The sequence below is a fragment of the Clostridium sp. MCC345 genome, assembly GCF_018785345.1.
GTDB classification, from domain to species: Bacteria; Bacillota; Clostridia; order Lachnospirales; family Anaerotignaceae; genus Anaerotignum_A; species Anaerotignum_A faecicola.
In genome coordinates this window covers 1-17611 of record NZ_WQPP01000012.1, presented here as the reverse complement: position 1 = coordinate 17611, position 17611 = coordinate 1, and the positions used below count along the sequence as shown (strand labels likewise).

The following is a 17611-nucleotide window of genomic DNA, read 5'->3' as shown; positions in this document are numbered from 1 at the left end:
AAAAAATAACCCCGAAATGCCGGTCTTGCCCCTTGACACCTAGCCTAAGCCAGGTGGGTTTCCGCAACCTCGGAATCTGCCTTCCCCCGCCCAAAGGGAATTATCTTGGGGCCTGACATATCCGCTGTTTATAGGAATCCCGAGTCAGTAATGTAGGTTCAAATATAGCAAGTTGTCGTGCATTTCAGGATTTCTGTACTGATTATACTACAATCGCCCATGTTAGGCAACAGTAAAATCATTTTTTCTTACTTTTGAGAAACGGAATCACTGTCATCCAGAGCGCACCAACGACAATCGAAACATCCGCAATGTTGAAAATCGGGGCATTTTTCCTCTTCACGGGGATGAATAGAAAATCCGTCACGCGCCCTTTTCTGAGCCGCTCCCAGAAATTTGCCGCACCGCCGCCCAGAGTCAGGGCAAGCGGAAGGGCAAGCCGTCTTTCCCCTTTGCCGCGTAAAATCCGCACCAGCAGACCGCCGTAAAAGGCAAGCAGCACGCCCGTGGCAAGAAGGATTCCCTTTCTTCTTCCGCTGAATCTATTATATGCGATGCCTCTGTTCTTTATGTGCCAGAAATAGAGGTGATCTTTGACAATTTCCCGTTTTTTATTGAGCGGCAGGTTTTTCTCTGCCCACTCCTTCGAGGAAAGGTCTATCCCCAGAACTGTCAGAATCGCCAGAATTGCTTTCATTTTTCCATGCCCCCAATCTTTTCCGTGCAAATGCCTTGTCACAAATCTATTACCGTATTATAATTCTAATATAAGGCAATGCTAAATGCAAACCCAAAATAATTCAAGAGAGGTGTCTTTATATGGCTTTGGTAACAACAAAAAAAATGTTTGAAAAGGCATTTGAGGGCGGCTATGCCATCGGTGCGTTCAACATCAATAACATGGAAATCATCCAAGGTGTCGTAGCTGCGGCAAAGGCGCAGAATTCCGCTGTCATCCTGCAGGTTTCCAAATCTGCGCTAAAGTATGCACATCCCAAATATCTGAAGGCAATGGTAGATGCCGCAATCGAAGAAACCGATCTGGATATTGCACTGCATCTGGATCACGGCTCTGATTTTGAAGTATGTAAAGACTGTATCGAATACGGTTTCACATCTGTCATGTTTGACGGTTCCCATCTGGAGTATGAGGAAAACGTAGCACAGACAAAGAAAATCGTAGAATACGCCCACGAAAGAGGCATCGTGGTTGAGGCAGAGCTGGGCAAGCTGGCAGGCGTTGAGGATGAGGTTAACGTAGATGCGGCACATGCAACCTACACTGATCCCGATCAGGCAGTTGATTTCGTAAAACGCACGGGTGTGGATTCCCTTGCCATTGCCATCGGCACAAGCCATGGTGCTTATAAATTCAAGGGCGAGGCAAAGCTGGACTTTGACAGACTGGCAACCATCACAGAAAAGCTGGAGGCGGCAGGCTTCCATAACTATCCCATCGTTCTGCACGGTGCATCCTCTGTTGACCAGAGATGTGTTGCGATGTGCAATGAATACGGCGGAAACATTGCGGGCGCAAAAGGGATTCCTGCGGAAATGCTGCGTAAGGCATCTTCCATGGCTGTCTGCAAAATCAACATGGATACTGACCTGAGACTGGCAATGACTGCTGCTGTTCGCAAATCCTTCGGGGATGAGCCTGCGGCATTTGACCCTCGCGGCTATCTGGGCGCAGGCAGAGCGCTGATTCAGGAGCTGGTTGAGGACAAAATCAAAAATGTCATCGGCTCTACGGATTCCATGAACTAAACACCTTAAAGACCTTGAGGCTTTGCCCCAAACCCCACTTAGGGGATAATCCCCTAAGAACCCTATACTGACACAAAACTGCGTTTTGTGTGGGAAATTTCAATAATTCCTCGCAAAAACGCAGTTTTTGCAAATAAGGTCAAGGGGATTATCCCCTTGCAGGGCGTGGGACAGAGTCCCACAGAAACAAAAGCAAAGGAGGTTTTGCCCATGTATGAACTGGTGCAGGTCGCAGAAAATACCTATTACATCAATGCCCCTTCCAAAATCGGCGTTTATCGCGTAAGTGATGACGATGTCTGGCTGATCGACAGCGGAAACGATAAGGATGCCGGCAGAAAAATCCAGAAAATTCTGGATGCACAGGGCTGGAAGCTGACCGCAATCATCAACACCCATTCCAACGCCGACCATGACGGCGGCAATACCCTGCTGCAGAATCGGCTTAACTGCGCCGTCTATACCACACCCATGGAGCTGGCGATTGTGGAGCACCCGATGCTTGAGCCATCCTTCCTTTACGGCGGCTATCCCTTCAAGAAGCTGCGGAATAAATTCCTCATGGCAACCCCCTCCAAGGGGCAGGATATCGCCGATGCGCCTTTGCCTGCGGGCATGGAATATTTCCGCCTGCCGGGGCATTTCTGGGACATGATCGGCGTGAAAACGCCCGATGATGTTTATTTTATGGCTGACTGTGTGTTTGGGGAAAATATCCTTGAAAAATATCATATCTCCTTTTTCTATGATATTGCGGCACAGCTTGAAACGCTGAATATGATAGAAAAGCTGGAGGGCAGGCTGTTCATCCCTGCGCATGCGGAGCCGACAGAGGACATCAAGCCTCTGGCAGACGCAAACCGTAAAAAGATGCAGGAAATTCTGGATGCACTTCTGGAAATCTGCAAGGAGCCGCTGCATTTTGAGCTGATTCTCAAGCAGGTATTCGAGCGGTTTGCATTAACGATGGATTATAGCCAATATGTCCTCATTGGCAGCACGATTCGTTCCTATCTTTCCTATCTGGTCGATCAGGGGAAGGTGGAATGCTATGTAGAGGATGCCCTTCTGCTCTGGAAAACCGTTTCCACAGAATAAAAAGGAGCAAAAAGAAAGCACTTGAAACCCGTATCGGAAAATACGAATTCAAGTGCTTTTTTATTTGCTTTTTTTAGAAAAACAATTCGCCCGGTCTGTAGCCTTCGGGCAGTTCCTCTTCCTCTAAGAATTGGAAATTCTCGTCCTGCAAAATCGGCAGAAATGCCGCAAAGGGCGGTCTGCTGAATTCAGAGCCGTAGCTGCTTGCGCCGAACCAACCGCCTTCCTTCCCCTTCAGATTCAGCCCACGGGCAAATTTCGTGCGGTTGGAGCAGTCATGCACCGCAACATCCCAGCCTTCCTCGTCCGCCTGCTTCATCAGCTTGAAGGTCAGCTCTCTGCTCCAAATGGGAGAAACATACCCCTGTCGATAGACGTACATGTTTTCTCCTTCGTAATTCCAGATATTGTTGTTGTTCAGATGCAGCTCCGCACAGTTCATGAAGTCCACGCCTGTTGCCAGAATCTTATCCTTTTTCTGCATAAATGCTTCAAAATATTCGGGTGTCATAGGCGTTTCAATCCCGACATATTTGATATATTTCTTTGCTGTCGCAATCGCTTCAATCACCTTATCGGAAGCATTGCTTGCCCCCAGATTGAACCGCAGCTCATCCAGACCTGCCTCACCTAATGCCTTCAGATTTTCCTCTGTCGCCAGTGTGCCGTTGGTATACATGTGCTGATGAATCCCTGCTTCGTGGAATTTTCGGATGATGCCGTAGTATTTTTCAATCTCCATAAACGGCTCTAGGTAAACATAGGAAATCCCTGTCGGCTTCTCCTGAATGGAAAGCAGTAGGTCTAAATCCCGTTCGTAAAACTTCGTGCCGCCAATTTCCCAAAGCCCCTCTCCGATGGGCATACAGTCCTCCAGCTCGCCGTAGTTATAGCAAAATTTGCACTGGATGTTGCATTTGTTCGTCTTACGAATGGCAGTCAAGCCTGTCCCCGTCATGCAGGAACGGCAGCCCTTGGCGAATTTTTCCTCCGGACCGACAAAATAGGTTCTGCCGCCAATGGATTTCAGCCCCTTGATTTCCGCCATCAGCTTTTCATTTCTCGCATCAATGGCATCCTCAATCTGCGCAAAGGTCGCGTAAACCAGTTCCATCTGCTTCGGCAGCAGTTCTTCCTCCTCGTCCAACTGTGCAAAAAAGGAAAACCACAGCAACGCATCTTTTTTTGAAATTTTCATTGTTCTCTCCCTCTATTTATTTCTATTATATCTCTTTCTTCCATATATTCGAATCTACATCAAATGTATCATGATACCGGTCGTTATACAAGAAGAAGAAGCCCTAATTTTGCAACAAATTTTAAAAACTGCGATAAATTGAAATAAATATCTGCCAATAAAGCCGATGGTTTTAAGAACAATCCTATCTGAGCACATCCTAAGCTGTAGCCCCCGGAACTCACTCCTGCATTTCCTCCAGCATCCGAAGCATCGTTTCCTTCAGCCTTTCATTGTACGGCGAGCCCGGGTCAAAGCACAGTTCGATAAACTGCTGTACTTCCTTATTCCCTGCCAGAGCCTTCGGCTGATGTGCATACAATCTTCCTTCGGGGTTATCCGTGCGAGCAAAGATGTAATCCATAGACACGTCAAAATAGTCCGCATATTTTCTCAGATTTTCAACCGTTGGTGTTGCTGTTCCCTGCTCATAACGGTTAATACTGGGCTGTTTCAATCCCAAAATCTCTGCCATTTTCATCTGTGACAGCCCCATACTCTCTCTTAGCCCCTTGAGCCGCTTTCCCATTTCTTTCATGCGCATCCTCCTCCCCGTATTCCATGACACGAAAGGCGCTCACCGTTTCCGATGAACGCCCTCGGTTATTCTTTTTCCGATTTATTTTTCAATTTTCGTGATTGTCACTGTCTTTGTTGCATTATCCCAAGCGACGGTTGCGCCAAGCTCGTCTGCCACAAAGCGAACAGGTACGAAGGTGCGTCCATCAATAATCACAGGTGCAACACCGTATTTCTCCAGTGTTTTGCCAACTGTCATCTTGATTTCCTTGCCGTCGATGTGCAGTGTAACCTCTTTTGTCACGCCGTTCCAATCAACCTTGCCACCCAGAGTTTCTGTAACGATTCTGATAGGAACCAGAGTTCTGTCATTGCGGATAACGGGTGCAGTATCGTAAATCACCGCTTCATTATCCACGTTGACAATGCGACTGCCGATTTGCAGCTTGATTACCTTGCTCTTTTCAGCCGCGCTGTTATCATCCTTGGCCTGGTTGTTGTCCGTAGTCTTGTCGTTGTCGATGGTTTTATTGTTATCCTTATCCTTGTCTGTTGTTGTAGCGGAGGAAGATGAGGAGGATTTCTTCTTCTGCACAGTCAGACCATAGGTAGCATCCTTTGCAAGGAAATTGTCCCCTTCTGCCGCAGAAACAGTAATCTTCGCCGTACCAACCGCTTTTAAAGTTACGGTTACGACTTTCTTATCTGTATCCACACTTGCTGTTGCAACATTTTCATCACTGCTTGCTACAGTTACCTTGCCATCACCATCATAAGTATAGGTAAAGGTTACAGGGCCTCTGTTGATTCTGCTGGAACCACCAGCTGCAGAAAGTTCCAGTTTAGCCGCCGCCTTTGTAATTTTCACTTCTGCAGAGCCCAGAACATCCTCATGATTTGCTTTCACTGCCTTATAATAAACAGTATATGTTCCTGCATCTGTAAAAGAAGGATTCTCAGCAGTGTAATTTTCACCATCCGTAGAATATGTTACTGCAGCATCCCCTGCATCAACGCTGATAGAATGTTGCTTTCCGTCATATGTGCCAGAATATCCCGTTGCGCTTACTGTAAACGTAGCATTCAGAATTTCAACCTTCACAACTTCGTCTGCGTCAGCATAATTATCTGTCCCCGTCAGACTTGCCTTAGCCCAGTAGATGCCTGCTGCGGTCGGCTGTGTTTTCTTTGCAGAAGGTGTCCACTCATTCTGGCATGCTTCATCTGTGTAATATTTCAATGCAATATTTGCATTTTCAATTACATTGCCGGCAGAAGTTTTTGCTACAGGATTCAAGGTATAGTCTGTACCATAAGTTACGGATACCGGTGCCATTTCAATCTTCGTTTTGTCGTCTTTAACGATCTTGAATTTTACCTCAGTGGAGTCGCCGCCAACTGTAACAGTAACCGTCGCCTCACCAACATTTGTATTATCGGCATACTCAACTGTATATCCACCATTCAGGACGGTATCGCCCTTCTTTACTACAACCTGAGGTTTAATTTCCTGTCCGGTATAGGTCTGGTCAAGAATTGCGTTTACCGTATAGGTTCCTGCCTGGTCAATATCCTTTACCCACTGTGCATAAAGTGTTACAGGAACTTCCGGAATTCCAGCCTGATCTGCATAAGCATCGCCACTGCCATCTGCTTTCGTATTCCAGCCTGCAAATTTATAGTCCTCTCTTTTAAACGTATTTTTTGTAAGGTTGGCAGATACAACCTGACTGTTTGTAATTGTCGCTTCCTGGTCTTGCATTTCGCCTGTACCGCCGTTTGCATCAAAAGAAATTATATATTTTGCATTCAAATCTGTAATGCTATAGCCCTGCCATGTTGTCTGCTCAATAAAATCCTTATCCACAAAGCCGGTAGCCTCTACCTTTACACTGCCTTCGGTTCCATCTTTAGGATATGTAACCGTATAGGTAATTGTATTCTCATCATCCGTTTCAAATACAAATTTATTCACGTTCTTTAACAGTTTGCTGATAATAGCATCTACATTCTTAGCACCTTTTTTGAACAGCGCCCCATCTACAAGATTCAAACTTCTGTCGCTGTTTTCATTGATACTAATATCCGCATAATCCCCTGCAGTAAAGACGAACTGCTTGAAAGTCATATTTTTAAACGGATTCTGTCCTACTGTCTTTAATTTGGCAGAGAACGTAATTACAGTCTGCCTTGCACTTTTCAAGCCCAAATTGCCCAAACTGATTCCACCAATAGAACAAATATTTGTCATATCAATATTATTGGCATCTCCATTGGAACCAATCTTAAATTCTGTTAATTTAGGGGAATAGGATGCAAATGCGGATTCTCCGATTTTCTCAACGGAAGCAGGCAGTACTACCTTTGCAAGATTAAACTTTTCACCTTCCTTACCACTCCCTGCTGCCATAAAATCATTGGGAATTACCTTTACCTGAGAATCATCAGCAAAAACGATTTCTGTTATCTTTTCCTTCAAAGCATTTTTATTGGCAGTATCACTTCCCGCAAAAACACCTTCTCTCAATGCAGTAACCGGGTAGCCTTTTCCTTCATAAGTCATTACAGAAGGAATTGCAATCTTACCATCAAAGTTTTCAGGCTCATTAAATTTTACCAATTCACATTTATTGTTTATAATATCTACATTTACAAGCCAGCTTCCGATAGTAACTTCTTTTTCTGCCTCTACAGCACTAACTGTAAAGCCATGCCATGTATCCCCGACTGTCGGCGCTGTGGTTATATCTGTTCCGGTTGTAACCCACGTAACAGTTTTATCTGTATAATTAACGGTATAGGTCTCCTTTGCACCATCTGCACCGTCAAATACAAATTTTTTCACACAATTCCATGTCAGCAGACTATCTACCATTTCATTATAGTTTGCAGCGCCGTTTTCAAATTCAACAATACCAATGCTGGAAGGTGCTCGATTCTCTACTTTTACACCAATTTCCGTATTTTCATAATTGCCTTCTTTAAATAAAAAGGTTCCTATATTGCTGGCACGAAATGCACTATATGCCATAGACTTTAAATTACCAGAAAATGCAAGTGTCTTTGCCTTAAATGTATCACCAAGGCAATCCATGCTTTGTGCTGCAAATTCTTCTGCGTTTGTAAAATCAACTATGTCAGCATTTTTCCCGGAAGTAATTCCTCCAATTGTTTTATAAGTTCTGACAGCTTCATCGTTAAATTTCTTGATTGTGGCAGGAAGATTGATAACTAAGGTTTCATTCGCAACACCACTGCTGTTGTCTGTTGTTTTAAATGCCAAAAAACTCGCAGGCAGTTCTGTAATCGCTGTGCCTTCTTCAAAGGATACCTTAGTAATTTCACTTTTATATGCAAATAAGCTTGCCGTAACAGATGTTACAGTATATTCTTTACGAGATGTATCTGTCATCTTAGCAGGAACAACAACCTCTCCACCGTCACCGATATATTCAACGATTTCACAGGTTTCTCCATCAAAGGATACTGCCTTAAAATCATTGTTTTCCATTTCCTGATACCCTTCTGCATTTGTATATGAAAATATTACAGAATTGTAATTATAATTTACACCATTTACCCATACATCCGGAGCAGGTTTAGGAAGCTTAAGAGTGCATTTGTTGCCGCTTGGAAGACTCAATGAAGAAAACGCACCATCCCCAACTTCTGTCAGTTTTTCACATTTGCTTAAGTCTACAGTCTCCAGGCTTTCATTATTCATACATACTGTATTATATATTGTCTCTAAATCAGCAGAGTTCACAGTAAGTGTTTTCATATGAATCAACTTACGGAATGCCTGACTGCCGATTGTAGTAATGCCGTCCCCGACAGTAACTGTTTCAATCTCTAACTGCTGTTTCCACCAAGGGAAGGTTGCCCACTGGCTACCTTTCTCGTCTGTTGAATCAGGATTGCCTGTACCGGATATAGTTGTAAAGGATGCCATTTTTCCTTCACCGGTAATTTCAAGTGCCTTTGTATCTTTATCATAAGACCAATAGGTCATACCCTCTACTTTTGCAACAATATTTGTTGCTCCTTCAGGGATATTGAATAAATAAATCGTACAGTCTGCCGTTGCATCTGCCCATGTATCAGTTGTAACCTGGTCTGCAGCAGTAATCAAATCTTTATTCCCGTCATTTTTAATATAAGACTGTGCAATAGCTCTTCCCTCTACCGTTTCACCATCTAACTCATAAGTGTAGTAGATACCTGCCATAGGATTTTCCTGTTCTGTATGATATGCCACATCAAGGCGAACCTGTGAATCCACAACAGACGCTGTAATGTCAACTAAATCCGCATATTCGCCCTTGTCAATCGTGACCTCCGTTCCTTTACCTTCCTCTTCCGAGGCTAAAGAAGTGTCTGCATTTTTCACTGATGCCGCAACGGCAGTTCCATCTCCCTCCTCTGCAAACGCAGGTACGGAAACCATGCTTGCCGCCACGGTCAGCGCAAGCACCTTTGCGTAATAATTCTTCTTCATAACCATCTTCCTCCTTATTGTTGCCAAATAATGCCCATTGTTTTTAAAAAACAAAAAAACACCGCCCTCACGGCAGCGCTCTGGTTGCAGCTGGCTGCCATTTGAAAGGCCCTATAGCTTTGCGTCACAGGCTTTCGCCTGCTTTGCCGTGTTTTTATTGCATTTGTTGCCCCTTGTTTTGAAAACACCGTCATTTTCCTCACATAATACAGACTACGCATTCTGTTTCATATACAGAAAATTCAGCACACAAAAAAAGCCGGTGAAAAAATTGTTTTTGCCAGCTTCTTTTGCATGCCTTTTTGTGCAGGAAATTCTTTTCTCTGCCCTCCCGAACCCAAGAAATTTTACAACAGTTATCCGTATTCCAAAGAATTTTCTCCTTCTTTATAAAGAAAATCCGTCCTATAAAGAACAGAATGCGTAATATGTCCTAAATGCACAATCGCATTCGCTCAATCTGGCGAATATGGCTTTCCGCCGTTTCCATCACATAAATACGAGTAGTTTCGATGCTGGCGTGTCCCAAAAGATCCGCCAGCTTTGCTATATCCTTTTCCAAGTGGTAAAAGCTGACCGCAAACAGGTGCCGGAAGTTATGCGGAAAAACCTTCTTCGCCTCCACACACGCCGCCTTGCACAGCCGCTTCATTTCGCCCCAGACATTTGTACGGCTAATCGGCTTTCCCGTTTTCGTGATAAACACCGCTCCCGAAGCAATTTTGTTCCTTTTGCAATACCTCTGCAATTCCTTCCGCAGCCTTTGCGGCAAAAGTACCTTTCTCTGTTTTCCCTTGCATTTCACAACTGCCGTTCCCATCCGCACTGCCTCAGCAGTGATAAACTGCAATTCAGAAATACGAATCCCTGTGTTGCACAGTGTTTCCATGATATAAAACAGCCGTTGATTCCCCTTTTGCTTTGCCGCCTTTAATAAGGAAAGATATTCCTTTTCCGACAGCTCCCGCTCCTTATCCCGAAAAATGCATCGTTGCTGTTTGAACGGCTTTACTCTGCAATCGCGCCACCCTAAAAACGAAAATAGCCCATTCAGCGCCACCAGTGCTGCATTTGCTGTACTTATAGCATATTTCTCCGCAATGCTCTTTTTGTATGCGATAACCGTCTCTTTCGTAACCGTCTTTTCTCTCGGCAGATACCGACGAAACTGCTCAATGTTATGAAGATATTTCTGAATCGTCCCACTGCTCCGCTCCGCCAACCACAAATGCCTTTCGTATTCTTTCACCATTTCCTGTGTTAAGGTATACTCCATCCTTTTCGCCTCCTCGATTTTATTCCCCTTGATTTTAGAAAAAGAACGGAAAAATAGCAAAAAAGTCCACAAACAGGCTCTTGCCCATTTGTAGACTTCATTTTTTTGTACGCGACAAATTCAAATTCTCCTTTCCTATATATTTGAGTACCCTTTGCATCCCTTTCAAAATTCAACTAAAAAAAGCCTTGAAAACCCAATGTTTTCAAGGCTTCTGCATGGAGATGAGGGGAATTGAACCCCATGGAAAAGTGCATTTTTCTTTGAAAAATCAACATTTTCCGGCACTCAATCTTGATTACTCGTGATTACTTTTTCAGAAAATTCACTTAGAAAGGAGAGAAGTGCTTCCACATTTTCTATCATAAAACGAATAAACATTCTAATGCGTCTTAGAATCTGATTCTAAGACGCAAATTGATTTTTCAGATTGTATATAAAAAATCTTCATAGTTTCCTCTGCTCCAATGCCAATCCAATCAACCGATCTGTCTGATCTGCCATGAACAGCGGAATATTCAGCATATCATCATCCAGCTTCAGGTTGTCCAAAGAGAAACGCACACGAAGCTTTACCTTATCCGGAAAAAGTTCCTTAAATTTTTTCAGACTTTTGCTCGTGGTATTAGCTTCCGATTTCACCTCGATAGGAAAAATATCATTTTCCCGCTGAATCAGGAAATCCACTTCATACGGAGGATTGGTCTGTGTCCAATAACGAGGAGTCACCTCAAACTGTGTTATCAATGTCTGCAACACAAAGTTTTCCGTCAATGCACCTTTAAACTCGGTAAATAGACGATTGCCTTCCCCAAAAGCAGTCGGCGCAAGCTGTGCCAGACGGCGGAGCAAACCTACATCCACCAGATAAATCTTAAAGGCAGACAAATCATCATACGCAGTCACAGGCAACCCCGGCGCAGAGCTGCGATAAATTTTATGCACCAGTCTTGCATCTACCAGCCATTGCAAAGCATCTTCATATTCACGCGCTCTTGCCCCCTCCTTGACAACTTTATAGATGAATTTCTTGTTTTCCTTCGCCAGCTGAGAAGGGATAGACTTCCATATCATAGAAATCTTTGGAAACTCGCTGACATTCGGATGCTTCGCAAAGTCACGCTCATACGCCCCGATGATACCCGACAATGCCTCCTGCATCGCAGAAACATCCCTCGCTTCCGTCCACATCAGGACAGGCTCAGGCATACCGCCGGTGACATAATACATCTTGAGCTTTTCATACAGCGGATTGAAGAAGGCATCCGGAATCGGCTCAATGGTATCCACGCTTTCCAGATACGCAGCAAGGTTTTCATCGCCATTGGCAAGCAGAAATTCCGAAAATGTCATGGGGTCAATCTGCATGAAATTAACCTTGCCGACAGGGAAAGAAGAAGGTTTCGCCAAAGCAATCCCCAACAGAGAACCGGCACAGGCAATATGATACTGCGGCGCGTTCTCACAGAAATACTTCATGGAATTGATAACCTTCGGGCAGTCCTGCACCTCATCGAAGATGATAAGCGTCTTTTCCTGCAGAATTTTCTGACCGCTTGCCAGCATCAGATTTTGCAGAATACGATCAACATCCTTGGTTGTCTCGAAGAACTGCTTGTATTCCTCGTTTTCATCAAAGTTAAAATAAGCCGTATTTTCATAATATCGCCTGCCGAACTCCTTCAGAATCCATGTTTTCCCCACCTGACGCACCCCTTTCAGAATCAAAGGCTTACGGTAGGGAGAATTTTTCCAGTCCAGCAGTTTTTTCAAAATAAATCGTTCCATAACCTCACTCCTCACATTTTTATTGAGGTTTTTGTACTTCATCATCACATTTTTATTATATCCCAAGGAGTGTTAAAATACAACAAAATCACAAAATTATTATATTTTTTGCGGTTTTTATCACATTTTTCCAAATATATAGGACTATGAATAAAGCCCTCTAAAGAAAAGAGAAGTGATTTTCATCACCCCTCTTCAATACCAAATAGTTAAAATTTTTCAAGCGAAAATCATTTTCCGGCGGCATAATACTTCTTTTCTTCTCCTCTGCCGCTCGCGGTAATGAAACCATTATCAACCATCTGTTTCAGTATGGTATATGCACGGGTTCTCTTAACGCCCAAAATCTCCTGGACTTTCTCATTGTTAATTTCTCCATACCGCGCAATATAATCAAGAATTACCTGCATCTGCTCGGTTTTCTCCGCTTTGCTATCTTTTTTCTCTGCCGAAACGCTCTTATTCCTGTTTGGCAGTATCATCTTAAAGGTATTCTGTGTCACCTCAATCGTCGGCTGCAAGCTGCAATCCTTATATAAATCAAAAATTCTTCTGATTCCCGTTCCGTAGGATTCAATCAGCCGCAGACGGTGGAAAACCTCTGCCAGCTTTTTATTGCGTGGCTGTGAAATGCCGCTGCGAATATCCTCTGTTGACAACCCCATAACTAAGCCGCCCATAGAGATAAATTCCATCTTATCATCATTGACATTGATGATGATGCTGCCGCTAAAGCCATAATCCCGATGCACAATAGCGTTCAGCAGTGCTTCACGCAGAGCTTCTTCTGGATAGTCTACAGACTCCACTCGCTCCAACTGCTTAATCGTTGCTGTTGTTTTATTACAAAGATTCAAATATGCAAATGTATCGTCTAATTGCTTGAAAACAGAACCGCCAAACTCTCTGCTGTCCCGAAATTCCGTGTTTTCTCCGTTATTAAAAACAGCCACCTTTATGGTATGTGTGCATTGGTCGGAAAGAATGAGAGCAAGGTTTGTATACAGGTTATCGGCAACGCTTCTGATACCAAGTGCGTTGTATTTTTCTTCCGAAAACGGCACATGATATTTCTGAAATGCCTGCTCTGCCTGCAAAAAGGTAAGCTCCTGCTCTAAAGACCGCATTTCTTCAAAACTGTCCCCGTCTGATACCTTTATCATGCGGCGAATCTGCTCCGAGGATGCCTGCACACTGGATGCCCCCTGTCGGATATACACACCGCTCGGCTTCAACCCTTTCGACTTGAGATAATACGGCTTGTAGCTTCCTTCACCTACAGTAATCTTTACAACCCGATTATCCTCTAATTTATATTTCACAAACATCGTAACATCAGGCTGAATGGCATCCCGAATCCCATTTGTAATTCTAGTGTAGGTATCGTCCACATTGTCTATCCCCACAACATTTCCGTTGTCATCCACCCCGATATATATGACTCCTCCGTCCGTATTGGCGAAGGCAATCACCTCTTTATAGATTTCATCTGTTAATTTCGCCTTAAATTCTGTATTTTCCGATTCTAAAATCATTCATAAGCACCCCCTTCTTTTTCTTATTATACACCGAATTTTTCAGTGAATTCAACAAGAATTAGTGAAAAAAGTGAATTTTCACTGAATTTATGTGAATTTTCACTTTTTTGCAAAAAAATTCGCCCTTTAAAGTAGAGTGGCAATGAACATATCGAAAAAGTACCGCAAAATTAAACCACCTCTACTGCAGGTAAATAACACAGTCCTTTCAAATTATTTCTAATAAAAAAATCCACAAACAGACTATTACCCATTTGTAGACTTTATTTTCGCGCTGCAATTTATCCCTGCATTTCCCCCAACATCTATATCCTTGTTTCCTTCAGACATTTCTCTGTATTTAGCTTTACATTCAGGATTCTTACAGAATCTTTCATACTTCTGAGTTGCTTCATTCCAATCAGTTTCTTGTTTACATACAATACAAGAACCATTTTTCTTTCCTGTTAAGATATAATAATAGTATCTTGCATAAGACCATCCTTGTGGAATACATTCGGGATGATGCACAGATACATGATTTCCCCAAGTGGTAAGAGATTTATATTTCATACCACAACTAGGACATTTATATGATTTTACTTTTTGCATTTATATCACCACCATAAAAAAAATTACTTTTTTGTTAATTTTATAAAAAAAAGAAAAGAAAAGAAAAGGAGTATGAAATATTTCATACTCCTTTATTATGATTAATAAGATACATCAACAAATCCATTATCTGTCAAGACAAAATGATATGTTGCACTACGATTAGATCCTTTAGGGACATCATAATAGTTAATTAAATCATAACTATACATAGTACTACCTTTAGTCCCTCTTAATACTCTACCTTGTCGATTTGCATAATCAGCACATGCTTGAGAAACACTCCAATATTTATTAATTGAATTGTATTGCATTTTTCCATAGTCTTGACCATTTACTGTAATTTCACATCTCCAAGCAGGCCAGCCCCAAATAGTTTCATATTTTGGATTATATCCCATTGCTCTGAGCATTGCAAGATCTGCTTTAAGATCTGCAGATAAATTAGCTTCTGGATCGACGGTGTCAGTTGTATTATCCGATACAACTCTACTATCTTCGTCATACCAGGCATAATCATAATCGCCATCTGGCTGGCTTTCAATGGGGTCTGGATCTGGAATGTCTAAGCAATATTTGGATTCGTTATTACTTTTCTTTTCTTCAATAATACCATCTGTATGAGACCAGACTTTATTATCAGCAAACAATTTTTCATTAGTGATTACATTGCCTAGTTCAGTATGATAAATTGCATTATCTACTGAGCAATAATCATCGGAATCTGCAAATTCTTTTTCATATCTACAGTCAATATTGACAGTATAGTCAGTACCATATTCTTCCATAGATGGTTTCTTACCAGATTCTAGATTTACATAGAGCATAACATCAATATTATATCTAGTTTTTCGATCGGTTCTAAAAGTATTCATCATAGGAAAAATAATTTTATCATCGGTAATTTCTGGTGCTGTGCTCATATAAGCATTGTCCAAAACTCCAATAATACGCTGGCTTTCTTCATTCTTAAGAGTACCAATTACATGAATGAGATTAAATACTTGATCATCAATTTCATCCTGAATATCATAAAGTCGATCAAAATGAGCAGAGTCTTCTTCATATAAGCATTTAATAAATTCATCAGTTAATTTAAAATGCATTTCAGTATCTTGTTCGTATTTCTGATGGTATTCCTTAATTGCATCATCTGCACTGGTACTGCTAAGAATATTATTCAACGCAGCTTCTTTATTACATCCCGTTACAGAAAATATTGTAATAATACTTAATAATAAAACTGGTAATAACTTGAATTTTTTCATAATTCATTCCTCCATTTTTGTATTATATTTTTTATTACCATCAAAATAATAACTATTATTTTTTAATTTCAAATACAAAAAATAAGAGAAAGTGCGATGCTTTCTCTTATTTTTATTATCTCGTAACATAAAATCTAATAATAATTTTTATATCTAATTTTGGATTATTCGCATAACCACTATACTTTCAAGCATTTTGGAGTATAGAAAACCATTCATTTTACCACTAATTTACCACGATTGAATGAGCCTTGATATGACTATAAAATAACACCCAAAAGACATCATTACACCTAAATGGTGTCTTTTTAAAAAGCAGTCAATCATAAGACTAACTGCTTTGTATGTAGGGATATGAAATTGTAAACTAGATTGTCTGTTATAGATTTATAGTCATAATATATTCTTCGCTGTTTTCATCAACAACAAGAAAACCTGCTTTCTTATACATTTTTACTGCATAATTATTTTTCTGAACAGATAAGGAAATTTTTGAATAACCAAAAGATTTTTCCACTAACAATAATTGTTGCAATAATGAAGTCCCAATCCCTTGTCCTCTATACTTTTGAAAAACAGACATAGCAAGGGACGGTGTATCATTGTCAATGTGTCCGTAATCGTTCATTATTCGTACCCAAATAGCACCTATGACATTTCCTTGAACTTCCGCAACTAAAGCCCTATCATCTTTTCGCTTTCCAAATTCAAAAACATATTCTTGTAATTCTGGACAGTTAATTATTGATTTAGGTGGTGGCTCAACACCGTCTGGAATATAAATTGCTTCATACAAAAAGTCATTGAGTAAATCATATTCTGCTTTTTTAATTTCCCTTATGATATAATCCATAACTTGACTCCTAATCTATTTTATCTTTTTTCATACCCCGATTATACCATTCACATATAAGCACTACAACAAAATTTTATGCTTCAATAATCTTGTTAAAAAGTTCTAAGAGTATATCATTTCATCACTCCAATCTATAATTTTGGTAAGAAAAAAGCAGTCAATCCTAAGACTAACTGCTTTGTGTGTATGGATATGAAATTGTCAAGTTAAAAACTGTTTATTTTTTCTTTTTAGGTTTTTGCGTTGGTAGTTCATCATACATCACATTAAATAACCCCGTCAGAAAATCTTTATTATCAATTTCTTCCACCAATAACATTTCTTTGGCATTTTCGTATGGAATTTCATAAGTAACTGTTGGCATATAAGAAATTGCAGACTTTGTTGGTTTTACCAGTAACCTATCATCATATATACCGCCAATGATTTTTCCACGATAATAGATAATAAATTCTCCCATCATTGCACGATATGTTATTTCTTGTAATTCTGATAATTGTTCTAAAACAAATTGTAAATAATCTTTACTTGAAGCCATTTCCAACCCTCCAATCTTGAATTTTATTATTCCAATGCTTTCTTTAAGTCCAGAACAAATTGCTTTTGTTGTTTTTTTAAATAGGTTTTTACAAAAGGTTTCATAAACCACTTTTTAGGTATCACATTTTCTGTAAAGTCTATTTGTGTTTCATTCCCTTTGTCTATAAAAACACCAATCCAATGACCTTTCATGTTGCTATTCTCCATATCAAATTCCCAGCGTTTATATGGTTCTACAACGGTGACGGTAAATGTAGTAGCATATCCATTTTTTGTGTATTCAATAAATTGTTTGTCATTTATTATTTCTGTTTTGCTCAAATCACTTCGCCATGAGTTATATTTATCAACAGCTAAAACAATGTTCCAAACTTTTTGAAAATCATTACTAATAATTGTATTTATATTTGAAATTGCCACTTTTTCATTTCCCCTTTTCAAACTGAAATTTATATAATTATTCCTCTAACTTTCCCTATTTTACAGGCTTTCCCGCCTGTTCATTAGTGAAATGATATGTAGTTTCCCTTATTTTTGCCCTTATGAGATAATCACAAGGGAAATTTTTTAGTCATTGCCTACCACTTTATCAAGAAGCCGAACCGATTTTCGTTTCGCATCTCTTGTGGAGTGAG

Annotated in this window: 14 protein-coding genes, 1 other RNA gene and 1 riboswitch; of the genes, 2 read left to right on the top strand and 13 right to left on the bottom strand. The window is 40.9% G+C overall.

Features of this window, described 5'->3' with window-relative positions:
- Positions 1-4: 4 nt before the first annotated feature.
- Positions 5-194: non-coding RNA, 6S RNA (gene ssrS / locus GPK49_RS03600), on the bottom strand.
- Positions 195-238: 44 nt separating this feature from the next.
- Positions 239-697 (bottom strand): signal peptidase II, encoded by a 459-nt coding sequence (locus tag GPK49_RS03595; RefSeq protein WP_215676772.1) that lies wholly within the window; start codon positions 695-697, stop codon positions 239-241.
- A 122-nt stretch (positions 698-819) separates the two neighbouring features.
- On the opposite strand from GPK49_RS03595, the gene fba reads away from it, so the two are divergent.
- Both fba and GPK49_RS03585 read left to right on the top strand, forming a co-directional pair.
- Complete coding sequence (gene fba / locus GPK49_RS03590; protein ID WP_215676771.1) at positions 820-1767, top strand: class II fructose-1,6-bisphosphate aldolase; 948 nt, start codon at positions 820-822, stop codon at positions 1765-1767.
- 210 nt (positions 1768-1977) lie between these two features.
- The gene (locus GPK49_RS03585; RefSeq protein ID WP_215676770.1) at positions 1978-2865 is read left to right on the top strand and encodes an MBL fold metallo-hydrolase; all 888 of its coding nucleotides are present in this window, start codon (positions 1978-1980) and stop codon (positions 2863-2865) included.
- A gap of 73 nt (positions 2866-2938) precedes the next feature.
- Here the strand turns inward: GPK49_RS03585 and GPK49_RS03580 are convergent, their stop codons facing one another.
- The 11 genes from GPK49_RS03580 to GPK49_RS03530 form a co-directional block, all read right to left on the bottom strand.
- A complete protein-coding gene (locus tag GPK49_RS03580) occupies positions 2939-4063 on the bottom strand; it encodes a radical SAM protein (RefSeq protein WP_215676769.1) in 1125 nt (374 codons plus the stop codon).
- Positions 4064-4283: 220 nt separating this feature from the next.
- A complete protein-coding gene (locus GPK49_RS03575; RefSeq protein WP_215676768.1) occupies positions 4284-4640 on the bottom strand; it encodes a helix-turn-helix domain-containing protein in 357 nt (118 codons plus the stop codon).
- 81 nt (positions 4641-4721) lie between these two features.
- Positions 4722-9119, bottom strand: coding sequence for a stalk domain-containing protein (locus tag GPK49_RS03570; RefSeq protein WP_215676767.1), 4398 nt, complete (start codon positions 9117-9119; stop codon positions 4722-4724).
- A gap of 82 nt (positions 9120-9201) precedes the next feature.
- A riboswitch (cyclic di-GMP riboswitch) is annotated at positions 9202-9277 on the bottom strand.
- Between the two features lie 275 nt (positions 9278-9552).
- Positions 9553-10395: a tyrosine-type recombinase/integrase gene (locus GPK49_RS03565; RefSeq protein ID WP_215676766.1), complete on the bottom strand. Its 843-nt coding sequence runs from the start codon at positions 10393-10395 to the stop codon at positions 9553-9555.
- Between the two features lie 447 nt (positions 10396-10842).
- Positions 10843-12183 carry an ATP-binding protein gene (locus GPK49_RS03560; RefSeq protein ID WP_215676765.1) on the bottom strand — a complete coding sequence of 447 codons (1341 nt, stop codon included), beginning with the start codon at positions 12181-12183 and terminating at the stop codon, positions 10843-10845.
- A 230-nt stretch (positions 12184-12413) separates the two neighbouring features.
- Positions 12414-13718 carry an RNA-binding domain-containing protein gene (locus GPK49_RS03555; RefSeq protein ID WP_215676764.1) on the bottom strand — a complete coding sequence of 435 codons (1305 nt, stop codon included), beginning with the start codon at positions 13716-13718 and terminating at the stop codon, positions 12414-12416.
- A 249-nt stretch (positions 13719-13967) separates the two neighbouring features.
- Positions 13968-14312 carry a hypothetical protein gene (locus tag GPK49_RS03550; protein ID WP_215676763.1) on the bottom strand — a complete coding sequence of 115 codons (345 nt, stop codon included), beginning with the start codon at positions 14310-14312 and terminating at the stop codon, positions 13968-13970.
- 101 nt (positions 14313-14413) lie between these two features.
- The gene (locus GPK49_RS03545; protein ID WP_215676762.1) at positions 14414-15580 is read right to left on the bottom strand and encodes a hypothetical protein; all 1167 of its coding nucleotides are present in this window, start codon (positions 15578-15580) and stop codon (positions 14414-14416) included.
- 379 nt (positions 15581-15959) lie between these two features.
- On the bottom strand, positions 15960-16433 hold the full coding sequence (locus GPK49_RS03540) for a GNAT family N-acetyltransferase (protein ID WP_021422709.1): 474 nt from the start codon (positions 16431-16433) through the stop codon (positions 15960-15962).
- Positions 16434-16653: 220 nt separating this feature from the next.
- Positions 16654-16974 carry a TfoX/Sxy family protein gene (locus GPK49_RS03535; protein WP_105309540.1) on the bottom strand — a complete coding sequence of 107 codons (321 nt, stop codon included), beginning with the start codon at positions 16972-16974 and terminating at the stop codon, positions 16654-16656.
- Positions 16975-17000: 26 nt separating this feature from the next.
- Positions 17001-17396, bottom strand: coding sequence for an SRPBCC family protein (locus GPK49_RS03530; RefSeq protein WP_011068146.1), 396 nt, complete (start codon positions 17394-17396; stop codon positions 17001-17003).
- Positions 17397-17611: the final 215 nt, after the last annotated feature.

Coding starts and splice junctions, on each gene's coding strand:
- GPK49_RS03540 (WP_021422709.1), bottom strand. CDS start 16,433: ATGGATTATATCATAAGGGAAATTAAAAAAGCAGAATATGATTTACTC.
- GPK49_RS03555 (WP_215676764.1), bottom strand. CDS start 13,718: ATGATTTTAGAATCGGAAAATACAGAATTTAAGGCGAAATTAACAGAT.
- GPK49_RS03545 (WP_215676762.1), bottom strand. CDS start 15,580: ATGAAAAAATTCAAGTTATTACCAGTTTTATTATTAAGTATTATTACA.
- GPK49_RS03595 (WP_215676772.1), bottom strand. CDS start 697: ATGAAAGCAATTCTGGCGATTCTGACAGTTCTGGGGATAGACCTTTCC.
- GPK49_RS03535 (WP_105309540.1), bottom strand. CDS start 16,974: ATGGCTTCAAGTAAAGATTATTTACAATTTGTTTTAGAACAATTATCA.
- GPK49_RS03560 (WP_215676765.1), bottom strand. CDS start 12,183: ATGGAACGATTTATTTTGAAAAAACTGCTGGACTGGAAAAATTCTCCC.
- GPK49_RS03580 (WP_215676769.1), bottom strand. CDS start 4,063: ATGAAAATTTCAAAAAAAGATGCGTTGCTGTGGTTTTCCTTTTTTGCA.
- GPK49_RS03565 (WP_215676766.1), bottom strand. CDS start 10,395: ATGGAGTATACCTTAACACAGGAAATGGTGAAAGAATACGAAAGGCAT.
- GPK49_RS03550 (WP_215676763.1), bottom strand. CDS start 14,312: ATGCAAAAAGTAAAATCATATAAATGTCCTAGTTGTGGTATGAAATAT.
- GPK49_RS03570 (WP_215676767.1), bottom strand. CDS start 9,119: ATGAAGAAGAATTATTACGCAAAGGTGCTTGCGCTGACCGTGGCGGCA.
- GPK49_RS03575 (WP_215676768.1), bottom strand. CDS start 4,640: ATGAAAGAAATGGGAAAGCGGCTCAAGGGGCTAAGAGAGAGTATGGGG.
- GPK49_RS03585 (WP_215676770.1), top strand. CDS start 1,978: ATGTATGAACTGGTGCAGGTCGCAGAAAATACCTATTACATCAATGCC.
- fba (WP_215676771.1), top strand. CDS start 820: ATGGCTTTGGTAACAACAAAAAAAATGTTTGAAAAGGCATTTGAGGGC.